The organism is Leuconostoc miyukkimchii (assembly GCF_019656055.1).
GTDB classification, from domain to species: domain Bacteria; phylum Bacillota; class Bacilli; order Lactobacillales; family Lactobacillaceae; genus Leuconostoc; species Leuconostoc miyukkimchii.
In genome coordinates this window covers 190,757-203,707 of sequence record NZ_BPKY01000003.1, presented here as the reverse complement: position 1 = coordinate 203,707, position 12,951 = coordinate 190,757, and the positions used below count along the sequence as shown (strand labels likewise).

10 protein-coding genes are annotated in these 12,951 nt (G+C 37.6%); all 10 read left to right on the top strand.

The window, feature by feature from the left end; all coding sequences use genetic code 11:
* Positions 1-42: 42 nt before the first annotated feature.
* A complete protein-coding gene (gntK, locus tag K5Q13_RS04315; RefSeq protein WP_220740303.1) occupies positions 43-1,584 on the top strand; it encodes a gluconokinase in 1,542 nt (513 codons plus the stop codon).
* Positions 1,585-1,747: 163 nt separating this feature from the next.
* A complete protein-coding gene (locus K5Q13_RS04310) occupies positions 1,748-3,130 on the top strand; it encodes a gluconate:H+ symporter (protein ID WP_220740301.1) in 1,383 nt (460 codons plus the stop codon).
* A gap of 100 nt (positions 3,131-3,230) precedes the next feature.
* Positions 3,231-4,661, top strand: coding sequence for an APC family permease (locus tag K5Q13_RS04305; protein WP_220740299.1), 1,431 nt, complete (start codon positions 3,231-3,233; stop codon positions 4,659-4,661).
* A 61-nt stretch (positions 4,662-4,722) separates the two neighbouring features.
* On the top strand, positions 4,723-6,057 hold the full coding sequence (locus tag K5Q13_RS04300) for an aspartate aminotransferase family protein (RefSeq protein ID WP_220740297.1): 1,335 nt from the start codon (positions 4,723-4,725) through the stop codon (positions 6,055-6,057).
* Positions 6,058-6,308: 251 nt separating this feature from the next.
* Positions 6,309-8,990, top strand: a complete 2,682-nt coding sequence (gene alaS / locus K5Q13_RS04295; protein WP_220740295.1) for an alanine--tRNA ligase — start codon at positions 6,309-6,311, stop codon at positions 8,988-8,990.
* Between the two features lie 123 nt (positions 8,991-9,113).
* Entirely contained in the window at positions 9,114-9,365 is a 252-nt protein-coding gene (locus tag K5Q13_RS04290; protein WP_220740293.1) for an IreB family regulatory phosphoprotein, read from the top strand.
* Positions 9,365-9,796, top strand: a complete 432-nt coding sequence (gene ruvX / locus K5Q13_RS04285) for a Holliday junction resolvase RuvX (protein ID WP_220740291.1) — start codon at positions 9,365-9,367, stop codon at positions 9,794-9,796. The genes K5Q13_RS04290 and ruvX overlap by 1 nt, the downstream gene beginning before the upstream one ends.
* A 116-nt stretch (positions 9,797-9,912) precedes the next feature.
* A complete protein-coding gene (locus K5Q13_RS04280; protein ID WP_220740289.1) occupies positions 9,913-10,209 on the top strand; it encodes a DUF1292 domain-containing protein in 297 nt (98 codons plus the stop codon).
* Between the two features lie 194 nt (positions 10,210-10,403).
* Positions 10,404-11,876, top strand: a complete 1,473-nt coding sequence (locus tag K5Q13_RS04275) for a cytochrome ubiquinol oxidase subunit I (RefSeq protein WP_220740287.1) — start codon at positions 10,404-10,406, stop codon at positions 11,874-11,876.
* A complete protein-coding gene (cydB, locus tag K5Q13_RS04270) occupies positions 11,876-12,889 on the top strand; it encodes a cytochrome d ubiquinol oxidase subunit II (protein WP_220740284.1) in 1,014 nt (337 codons plus the stop codon). Before K5Q13_RS04275 ends, cydB begins: the two co-directional genes overlap by 1 nt.
* The last annotated feature ends 62 nt before the right edge of the window (positions 12,890-12,951 follow it).

The following is a 12,951-nucleotide window of genomic DNA, read 5'->3' as shown; positions in this document are numbered from 1 at the left end:
TATTAAGTAAATATTGTTCAACGATTATCAGGAGGTAAATTAATGGAATATATGATTGGTGTCGACTTAGGGACAACGTCGACAAAAGCAGTTTTATTTGATGACCAAAATCAGGTTGTTATGAGTGTCAGTAAAGGATATAAGTTATATCGTGATGTCTCAGATATGGCTGAAGAAGATTTAGATGAAATTTTTGATGCATTTATAGATGCTTTGCATGAAATTGTCCAAAAAGCTGATTTTCAAAAAACAGATGTTGTTGCGGCAGTATCATTTTCATCTGCAATGCATTCACTCATTGCTTTTGATGAAAATTGGAAACCCTTAACTCGTGTCATTACATGGGCTGATACACGTGCTGTCAAGTACACAGAAGAGCTCAAAAGTTCAGGTATTGGTGATGAGATTTACAAAAAAACTGGTACACCAATTCACCCCATGGCACCGTTATCAAAGTTATTATGGCTAAAGGCTGAACAACCTGATGTCTATGAACGTGCAGCGCATTACTTAGGTATTAAAGAATACTTGTTCCATCGTTTATTTGGTTCTAACAAGATGGATATTTCATTAGCATCAGGTACTGGGTTGTTTAATATTTTTAATCTAGATTGGGACCAACAGGCCTTAGAAGTTACTGGAATTAATAAAGAACAGTTACCACAGCCTGTCGAACCTTACGAATTCGAAACTAACATGGCACCAGAATATGCTGTAACGACTGGTTTACCTAGTAATACGCCATTTGTTTATGGCGCTGGGGATGGCCCATTATCTAATTTAGGCGTTAACGCTGTGAAACCTGGTGTTGCAGCGATTACAATTGGTACATCAGGTGCTATACGTGTTGTATCGGATAAACCAATAATTGATCCTAAGGGTCGTACATTTACTTATGCATTGGACAAAACGCATTGGGTTGTGGGTGGTCCGGTAAACAATGGTGGGGATGTTTTTCGTTGGGCACGTGATAACATGTTTGATGCAGAAAAATCTACTGCAGCTTTGCTTGGAATGGACGATTATGATTTAATGACACAAATTGCATCACGAGTGCCAGCAGGTTCAGAGGGATTAATTTTCCACCCATACTTGGGTGGTGAACGTGCACCGATTTGGGATGCTAATGCACGTGGTTCATTTTTTGGTTTAAATCATGGTCATACACGAGCTCACATGTTACGATCAGTTCTTGAAGGAATCACGTACAATGTGTACATGGTGAGTTTGGCGTTGGAAGAAGTTGTCGGAGATTTGACATCAATTCAAGCAACTGGTGGGTTTGCTCGATCACCATTATGGCGACAAATGTTTGCAGATATTTTTGAACAGCCCGTTACCGTTCCTGAGGCTTTCGAGTCGGGTGCTCTTGCAGCTGTTATTGTTGCACAAAAGGCGTTAGGTAAAATTGATGATCTCTATGAGATAGAAAAGTATGTGGGTTCCTCAACAACATACCAACCACTTCCTGAAAATTTTGAAGCATATCGTGAGTTGGCACCAATATTTATTCGATTATCACGTCAGTTACAAACAGAATATGAAAATATTGCTAATTATCAAAGAAAACATTCTAAAAAGTGATTTTAATAAATTGCGGAAAATAATAGTCATTCACATTTGTTGCTGTCTTTATTTATAGAGTAACAAGCGGTCGTCCAACCAATAAATTTTTATTGTGTTGTTATAATAAATAATCACTAGAGGAGAAAACGGGTTGTTAAATCAATACGTTAAATAAATTAAGATGGAATTCGTCATGTTGATCGTATCAATTTTGATCTTGCTGCTTTTGATCGCCAAGTTCAAGTTGAATACCTTTGTTTCATTAATTATTACAGCTTTCATTCTGGCACTGCTTTTGGGTATGAAGCCAATGGAAATTCCTGATGCTGTATTAGGTTCACAGGGTGTTGGTAATATTTTAGGTCCTAATTCAGTTATCTTCATTTTTGGTGGTATGATTGGGCGCTTAGTTGCAGATGCCGGTGGTTCATATCGTATAGCCAAGACACTTATTGATTGGTTTGGTGTTAAGCGCCTGCAATGGGCTGTTTTGATTGCTTCGTTTATTATTGGTATTTCAATGATTTTCGGTGTCGGTATGGTATTACTTATTCCTATTGTCTTTGCTGTTGCCATTGAGTCAGGCGTACCATTGTTATATCTTGGTGTGTCAATGACTGCTGCGCTATCATCTGCTCAAGGATTTTTGCCACCACAGCCAGCACCAACGGCAGTGGCATCTGCTTTGGGTGCAAATATTGGTATGATGCTCATATTTGGATTAATAGTATCAGTTATCACAGCAATTGTTGCCGGTCCATTATTTACAAAATTAGCACAGAAATACGCGCCCGATGCCTTTCAATTTAAAACTTCAATTGCTGCAGTTGGTCCAGTAAAAGAATATGATTTAAAGGCAACACCGAATTTTGGTTTATCTGTACTAACTTCAGTTTTTCCGTTAATATTTATGATCATTGCAACTATCTATAAGTTGATTTATACGGGAGGTGTGACGCCAAAGAATCCCAATTTGATGGATCAAATTATTGAATTCGCTGCTAATCCAGCTGTTGCAATGACAATTGCCCTTGTATTTGCAATTTTCACAATGGGTATTTGGCAACATAAGTCAATGACTGAAGTTGGTAAATCTTTGAATGAAGGAATGGCAGCTGTAGCTGGAATTCTTTTGATTGTCGGTGGTGGTGGTGCTTTACGTGGTGTCTTAGTGACATCAGGTTTATCTGATAAGATAGCATCTACATTCCAATCTGGCGGTGCCATGAGCCCAATTGCTATTGTGTTGTTTGCATGGGGTGTAGCAGCCATCCTACGTGTCTCAGTTGGTTCTGCTACAGTAGCTGGTATGACAGCAGCAGGAATTGTAACTGGTATATTAGCAGCTAATCCTGGAAATACATTGTTGCCAGTCTTTGTGGCATTAGCTATTGGAGCCGGATCATTGATTGCTTCTCATGTCAATGACGCAGGATTTTGGATATTTAAAGAATTTTTTGATTTGTCAGTAAAACAGACATTCCAAATTTGGACTGTGCTTGAAACCATTATTTCTATCACAGGATTAGTCATTATTTTGATTTTGACATCTATATTTGCATAAAAAGTTAAAACAGAATTCTTATTCTGTTTTTTTATTGACAGTAAGATTAGAAAATGTTAATATTATCAAGTAACTTTTGTCACTTTGGAGGGATAAATATATGTCTGAAACAAAATCAAAAAGTGGATGGTTTCATAAAGCCAAACCATCAAGCTTCGCTACTAGTGATGCACACTTACGAAAGACACTAGGGGTTAAAGAAATGTTGGCGTTAGGCATTGGTACAATTGTATCAACTGCCATCTTCACATTGCCAGGTATTGTTGCGGCTAATCATGCTGGACCAGCCGTAGCAATTTCGTTTGTCATTGCAGCTATCGTTTCTGGTTTGGCTGCCTTTGCGTATTCGGAATTTGCCTCAGCCTTACCATTTGCTGGATCAGCATATTCATGGGCAAACGTTGTTTTTGGAGAAGTATTTGGTTGGATCGCCGGTTGGGCACTACTTGCAGAGTATTTTATTGCCGTAGCCTTTGTCGCTTCAGGCTGGTCTGCTAACTTTAAGTTATTCCTTGCCTCACACAATCTCGTGTTGCCAAAGGCATTAGCTGGTTCGTTTGCAGCAGGTAATGGCGGTGTAATTGATATTTCTGCATTGTTTGCTGTTGTTGTCGTCACACTATTGTTGTGGCGTGGCACGAATACTACTGCACGTGTCGAAAACTTTTTGGTTATTGGTAAAGTATTAGTTATTTTGTTATTTATTGGTGTTGGCTTAACTGCAATTCATCCAGGAAATTATGTACCATTTATTCCTGCACATAAGGCGGGTACAGCATTTGGCGGATGGACTGGTATTTTTACTGGTGCATCTCAAATCTTCCTAGCATATATTGGTTTTGATTCAATTGCTGCAAGCTCAGCAGAAGCTAAAGATCCTGAAAAAACAATGCCACGTGGTATTATTGGCTCACTATTTATTGCAACAATTTTATTTGTAACAGTTGCGTTAGTACTTGTCGGTATGTTCCATTATTCTAGATATGAAAATAATGCAGCGCCAGCGGCATGGGCATTGTTAAATTCTGGTCATGAATTCACTTCAAACTTATTATCTATTGTTGCATTATTAGGTATGTTTACTGCAATTATTGGTATGATGTTGGCTGGTTCACGTTTACTCTATGCGTTTGGTCGTGACGGATTATTACCTAGCTTCTTGGGGAAACTCAATGATAAGGGGTTACCTAACAACGCATTGTTGATACTTTCAATTATTGCAATCTTAATTGGTTCGGTATTTAGCTTTACTGAATTAGCTGGATTAATTTCAGCAGGTACTTTAATTGCATTTATCATTGTATCGCTTGGTATATATGCTTTACGTCCACGTGAAGGAAAGGATATTCCGGTACCAGGGTTTAAAATGCCACTGTACCCAGTGTTACCTGCTTTAGCAGCGCTCGGATCAGGTTTCATATTCTTAATGTTAGATTCACAAGCTAAAATTTATGCCTTTGGATGGTTCCTTATTGGAATAATTATCTATGCAGTTTATGGTGCAAGGCACAGCAAACTTTCTCGTAAGTAAGTTCTTGAAGTCCTGTGAAAGCAGGGCTTTTATTGTAAGCAAAAGGGGTGGGGTGTACAATATGTCGGAAAATAAAGCTATTTTAAATGAAGAAAAGAAACATTTAGCTGATGCTTCTCGCGTCAAGTATTTTGATATTGTGATTGATCGCGGGCAGGGAGCAATAATTACTGATGCAGATGGACATGATTATATTGATCTTTTAGCAAGCGCAAGTGCAACTAACACAGGGCACTCACATCCGAAAGTTGTTGAGGCAATAACTAATCAAGCGCAAAAATTGATACAGTATACACCAGCTTATTTTGCAAATACAACCACAGCCAAATTGGCAAAAAGATTAACGGCATTAGCACCTGGTAACTTTGATAAACAGGTCGTTTTTGGTAATTCTGGATCAGACGCTAATGACGCTATCATAAAATTTGCACGAGGCTATACAGGCCGACCATATGTTGTGAGCTTTACTGGTGCTTATCATGGTTCAACATATGGTTCGCTATCAATCTCTAGTGTGAGTTTGAATATGTCGCGTAAAATTGGGCCACTATTACCAGGTGTGATTAAAGCACCATATCCTGATCAAACACAAAGACTACCAAATGAATCAGATGATGATTTTTCTGAACGTTTGTTTAAACAATTTAAATTACCCTTTGAAACATATTTACCAGCAGAAGAAGTCGCTTTGGTGATTATTGAACCTATTCAAGGAGATGGTGGTATAGTCAAGGCACCGCAGAAATATATGTCCTTGGTTTATGAATTTACTAGGGAAAATGGCATTGTTTTTGCTGTTGATGAAATTAACCAAGGCTTAGGTCGCAGTGGTAAAATGTGGTCTATTGATCATTTTGGCATTGTGCCAGATATAATGAGTATTGGTAAATCACTTGCAAGTGGTTTACCGTTGAGTGCGGTGATTGGGCGCACAGAAATAATGTCTAGTTTAGCATCGCCAGCGAATGTATATACAACTGCTGGCAATCCAGTTACAGCAGCTGCAGCTATGGCAACACTAGATGTTATTGAAAACGAAAATTTGGTCGAACGGTCTGAAAAATTGGGTATCTTGTCCAAAAATTTCTTTGACAACGCAGCAGAACGTTATTCATTTATTGGTGATGTGCGATTATATGGTTTAAACGGTGGTATTGATATTGTCGATTCAAAAAATCTACCAGATATACAAGCCACAACTAAATTGATTTATCGTATCTTTGAGTTGGGAGCAATTATGATTAGCTTGCGTGGAAATATATTACGTTTTCAGCCCCCATTGGTTATTACCGAGACACAATTAGATCAAGCATTTAAAATATTGACGCAAGCCTTTGACGAATTGGAAGCTGGAGAGTTGTCGTTACCAGAAACAGATAATCATATTGGCTGGTAATGTGCTATAATAATTTAAGAAATCTGAATATGCAAAATTTTTAGTACGTCATTTAGAAATGTGTTGGCTAATGTAAAACACACGTCATAAGTTTTGTGCTCTCAGATCATGTTGTAACTGAAAAGTTGCCGCGTCTCAGCGTTATGAGATTATGAAGGTAAAGATTAAAGATCATTACAAATTGCGGTGGTACCACGGTCACGCGTCCGCACTTTGTCATGGTCTTTTTAACGTTAATTGAGGAGAGAATTATGAAAGAATTAAGTTCTGCGCAAGTTCGCCAAATGTTTCTAGACTTTTTTGCATCAAAAGGACATGAAATTGTCCCTTCAAAAAACTTGATTCCACAAGATGATCCAACGCTATTGTGGATTAATTCAGGGGTTGCAACGCTAAAAAACTATTTTGATGGCACGGTTGTTCCTGATAATCCAAGAATCACAAATGCTCAAAAAGCGATTAGAACAAATGATATCGAAAATGTTGGTAAAACTGCACGGCACCATACATTATTTGAAATGATGGGAAATTTTTCAATTGGTGATTATTTCAAAGAAGAAATTATTCCTTGGGCTTGGGAACTATTGACTAGTCCGCAGTGGTATGGTTTGGATAAAGAATTGTTATATGTAACAGTTTATCCTAAAGATCAGGAAGCTAAAAAAATTTGGCAAGAAAAAACTGATATTGCAGATGATCATATTTATGAAGTTGAAGATAATTTTTGGGATATTGGTGAAGGACCTTCTGGACCAGATTCAGAAATTTTCTTTGATCGTGGAAAAGATTTTCAAAATTTACCAGATAGCGATCCAGAAATGTATCCAGGCGGTGAAAATGAACGCTATTTAGAAATATGGAATATTGTCTTTTCTCAATTTAATCACTTACCAGGTTTAACAGATAATTCGCAATATCCCGAATTGCCCCACAAAAATATCGATACTGGTATGGGATTGGAACGTGTTGTTTCAGTTTTCCAGAATGGTCGCACAAATTTTGATACTGATTTATTTTTACCAATCATTCATGCAACAGAGGCATTGACCGACGGGGTAACGTACGACAGTGCTATTGATTCAGACAACAATACAAGTTTTAAAGTCATTGCTGATCATATCCGTGCGATCACATTCGCTATTGGTGATGGTGCATTGCCTTCTAATGAAGGCAGAGGTTATGTTATTCGACGTCTATTGCGACGTGCGGTATTACATGGACAAAAATTAGGTATTCAAGGCGAATTTTTAACCCAATTAGTACCGGTTGTCGGCGAAATTATGAAGAGTTATTATCCTGAAATTTCTGAAAATACTGTTAAAATTCAAAAAACAGTTGCGGCTGAAGAGAAACGTTTTAATGCAACATTAGTTGGTGGTTTGACGCTTCTAAATGATGTTATTAGTCAAGCTAAAAAGGCAGGTAAAACCCAACTTTCAGGCGATGATGCTTTTAAGTTATCAGATACGTATGGTTTTCCTTTGGAATTAACACAAGAACAAGCAGCAGATGCCGGATTGTCTGTGGATACTAAAGGGTTCAACGAGGCACTACAAGCACAACGTACGCGCGCGCGTATGGCTCGTTCTAACGATAAATCAATGGGCGTCCAAAATGCTGTGTTAACGGATTTAAAGTTGGCTTCGAAGTTTGTTGGTTGGTCTGAAACCGTTGTCGATAATGCTAAAGTGATTGCTATTATTGGACAAGATGATCAAGGCGTCGACGCGCTACTTAAGCTGGCAACAGCTGGGCAGCAGTTACAGATTGTATTTGATGAAACACCATTTTATGCTGAAATGGGTGGTCAGGTTGCAGATCACGGGGAAATAATTGATAAAAATGGCGATAAAGTAGCACAAGTGATTGATGTACAACGTGCACCAAATGGGCAACATATCCATAAAGTGACGATTATATCTGATTTTAAATTAGACGATCATGTCACATTACAGGTGGATATGGTACGCCATATTGCAGTATCAAAGAATCATACAGCAACGCATATGCTAGACCAATCATTACGCAATGTTATAGGTGATGATGTACACCAAGCAGGCTCTTTAGTTGAACCAGAGTATTTGCGTTTTGACTTCACGCATGAAGGACCTGTTACTACTGCGGACTTAGATAAAATAGAGGCATTAGTAAATGATGAAATTGCTAAAAATTCACCAGTATCATGGCTAGAAACTGATATCGAATCTGCCAAAAAAATGGGTGCTGTCGCGGTGTTTGGTGAAAAATATGGTTCACTGGTACGTGTTGTAAGCATTGGTAATTTTAACAAAGAATTTGATGGTGGGACACATGCCAATACAACTGCTGAACTTGGTTTATTTAAGATAGTATCTGAATCAGGAATTGGCGCAGGCGTTCGTCGAATTGAAGCTGTTACAGGTCTTCAAGCGTTGGCATTGTACAAAGAAGAAGAAAACGCTTTGAAGAAAATTGCAGCTGATTTGAAAGTGCAAAAATTGACAGAGACCCCAGCTAAAGTAACTGATTTACAAGTGGCATTGAAAAATGCGCAACGTGCAGTGGAGTCACTTGAGTCACAACTTGCCAATGCTGCTGCCGACAAGGTATTTGATGATGTTAAAAAAAGTAATGGTCATTCATATATCACTGCACAATTACAAGTTTCTGGAATGGACGGATTACGCCAAGTTGCAGATAATTGGAAAGTAGATTATCCTTCAGAGGTTTTGGTGCTTGCTTCTGCGGTTGATAACAGAGTGAACTTACTTGTTGTTGCATCGCCAAGTGCAAATGCTGCTGGGATTAAAGCAGGCGATTTAATTAAAGCAATCGCCCCTCATATTGGTGGCGGTGGCGGCGGTCGTCCGGATATGGCACAAGCAGGTGGAAAAAATCCTGCTGGCATTAACGATGCATTTATTGCTGTTGATGCTTTCTTATCAAAAATTTAAGTTACTTTACTTAATTGTTATGTTATGGTTATAATAATTATGTACAATGTAGATATATGATAAGTATCTTGAATTGTAATAATGCTTAAACTATAAATTATATGATGGAAAGGAGCGTGTACTATGTCAGTAGGAGATGAAACAGCCATATTTGATTTTGGTAATCAAATGCCAAAAGACATTCATGAAACATTAGAAATTGTTTATAATGCTTTGGAAGAAAAAGGTTATAATCCAATTAATCAAATTGTTGGTTATTTAATGTCAGGTGACCCAGCTTATATTCCACGTCTCAATGATGCTCGAAATCTAATAAAGCGTCATGAACGTGACGAAATTATTGAAGAACTTGTGCACGCTTATTTAAAAAAATAATGCGGATATTAGGATTAGATGTCGGAAGTCGGACAGTTGGTGTTGCGGTGAGCGACCCAATGGGTTGGACAGCACAGGGTGTTGAAATTATTCGTATTAATGAAGACGCCCAAGAGTTTGGTTTGTTGCGTCTTGGTGAAATTATTAAGGAAAAGCAAGCAAAAGGTGTTGTACTTGGTTTGCCAAAAAACATGAATAATTCCGAAGGCCCACGTGCCGAAGCTGCGCGTAATTACGCAAAGATGGTTGAAGAAAGCTTTGGATTACCAACAGATTTTCAAGATGAACGGCTAACTACTGTTCAAGCTGAACGTATGTTGATTGAAGAGGCTGATGTATCACGAAAAAAGCGTAAGCAAGTGATTGACAAAATAGCTGCTGAATTTATTTTACAAAATTATTTGGATGCTAATGGAAAATTAACTAAATAAGTAAAAGCAACGTTTCTATACGAAACGTTGCTTTTACGTTATAATAGGATTATTAACTTTGAAGGGAACGTGCCAACAGTCTCACTATGATGTTTGATTGTTGGTGCTATAATAATATGGCAAATCCAGAAGAAATACAAAAAATTACATTAGTTGATGAGAATGGTGATGAATCATTATATGAAATTCTTTTCACCTTTCATTCTGATGAATACAGTAAAGACTATATTTTACTTGTACCAGAAGGCGTTGAGGATGACGAAGAAGTCGATATTCAAGCCTATGTCTTTAATCCAGATGAGAATGGTGACGCAACTGAAGAAGACCTCATTCAAATTGAAGATGACAAAGAATGGGACATGGTTGAAGAAGTTTTAAACACATTTTTGGACGACGATAACAACTTCCAATAAAGAATGAGACGCATATTGCGTTTTTTTTGTTACAAAAATTTAACAACTTTTCTCCTTATCAAGTGATAAACTAGAGAACGGAGATGGTACAGGTATTGACCTCAGTATCTTTATTATTTAAAATATATGATCAGTTTGTCCATTAACTTTTTTTGAGGGTGAAAAGAAGGCTGTTCAAAAATTTGGAGGAGCATATGGTTACATTAGTAGGCATTCTGGATTTAGCACGTTTTCAGTTTGCTATGACAACGATATTTCACTTTTTCTTTGTCCCAATGTCAATTGGTTTAGGGTTTGTGGTATCGGTCATGGAAACAATGTATGTCATTAAAAAAGATGACATATATAAAAAAATGGCGCAATTTTGGGGTAAAATATTTTTACTAAGTTTTGCCGTTGGTGTCGTTACTGGTTTGATTCAAGAATTCCAATTTGGTATGAATTGGTCCGCTTATTCACGTTATGTTGGAGATATTTTTGGTTCATTACTGGCTATTGAAGCATTGGTTGCTTTTTTTGCGGAATCAACTTTTATTGGATTATGGTCATTTACTTGGGATCGGTTTAAGCCAGGTATTCATGTCTTGTTTATTTGGATTACAACAATTGGATCAGCACTATCATCACTTTGGATTTTAGCAGCGAACTCATTTATGCATAACCCTGTCGGTTATGCTATTGATAATAAGATGGGGCGAGCTGAATTAGTAAGTTTTGGTGCGTTACTTAAAAACGAACAGCTCTGGATACAGTTCCCCCACGTTGTAGTCGGAACATTAGTGACGGCTGGTTTCTTAATTGCTGGTATGTCAGCATTTAAACTATTGAAGCTCAAAAAAGGTGACAGCGAGATTCTGTTTTTCAGAAAGTCAATAAATATTGCTTTGGTCATTGGTATGATAGGTCTAGGCGGCGCTTTTGTGACAGGTGATAGACATGCATTTGAATTACAATCTATGCAACCTATGAAATATGCTGCTATGGAGGGTGTCGATAAAACACTTAAAGCATCTGATCGTAAAGATAAGGCGCAACCATGGTCATTAATTTCTGTGACTAATCCTGATACACATAGAGTTATTGCTAAAATAGAAATTCCTTACGTACTTTCTATTTTAGGTCATCATTCTTTAACAGGTGGTGATACAGTTGGAACAACTGAATTGGAAAAACAGTTCCAAAAAAAGTATGGAAAAACACATGGTGATATTAAAAACTACTATGTTCCTGAAAACACCTTGTTTTACTCGTTTCGTGTGATGGCAATGGGAGCCGGTGGTTTACTTATGTTGGCGGTTGTTGCTTTATGGATGAATCGTAAAAAATCACAACTTATACTAACACAACGTTGGTTTCTATGGATAATGGGCATTGCAATTTATGTGCCTTTTGCATTAAATACGGCTGGTTGGTTGGTGACTGAACTTGGTCGTTATCCATGGGTAGTTTATGGTTTGATGCCAATTAGTGATGCGGTTTCTCCAAATGTTTCAGCAGCTTCGCTTTTAATTTCTAACATCGTATACTTTTTGACTTTTGCAGCAATTGGTGGTGTGATGGTTTGGTTATCACGACGTGTATTGCATGCAGGACCTTTTGCTGAAGAAGAGGTGCAAGTAGCACAAAATGACCCTTATAATCATTTGTCAGAAGGGAGTGAAGCTTAATGAGTACATTAGAAATTGTTTGGTTTGTTTTAGTTGGCATATTATGGGCAGGTTTTTTCTTCTTAGAAGGATTTGACTTTGGTATTGGAATGCAATTTATTTTTAATGCACGTGATCAAAAAGATCGTGAAGCATTATATCAAGCTATTGGCCCAAATTGGGATGCCAATGAGGTTTGGCTTGTTTCTGCTGGTGGAACGATGTTTGCAGCATTCCCATTTTGGTACGCTTCATTGTTCTCCGGATTTTATCTGATGTTATTTGTTGTACTGCTTTCATTGATCTATCGTGGTGTATCTTTTGAATTTCGTGAACAAATGCCGACCATTCAGGGAACACAGTTTTGGGAACGTTTGATTGGTTTGACTTCATTTTTGATACCTTTTTTCTTAGGTATGATTTTCACAGCCATGGTGTCGGGTACACCAATTGATGCCAATGGTGATTTAAGCGCAGGATTCTTTGATTATGTTACACCATTTACTTTAGTTGGTGGTGTGGCTGTGTCGTTAATGAGCTATGTTCACGGACTAAATTATACGCGTTTGCGTATTGATGGTGAGTTGAGAGTTCGGGCATTAGCGCAGTTAAAATATCTTTATCCTACTTTGTTAGCCGGAGAAGCATTGTTTGCAATATTAGTTTATTTCTATACTGACTTCTTTCAAACGAGAACGGTTATCACAGTGATTATTGTATTATTGATCGTTGTAACTACAGTTATAGGCTGGTTCTTAGCGGTTAAAAAGCAACAAGAAATGTTACCATTTATATTGTCAGGATTAACATTGATTGAAGTAGTAACATTGTTATTTGCAGGTCTTTTCCCACGTGTGATGGTAGCAAATAATCCACTACACACTTTAGATATCATGAATGCATCGTCGTCTCCTTACACCTTAAAAGTGATGACAATTGTCGTGATACTGGCTTTACCTGTTACACTCGTTTATCAAATCTGGAGTTTTTGGGTTTTCCGTAAACGAATTGTGTCGCATAAAGTGGTAGAATAAGATGGATAAAAACGTTTACAATTAAGTGTAGGCGTTTTTTATTTTAACAGATGGTATGTAAA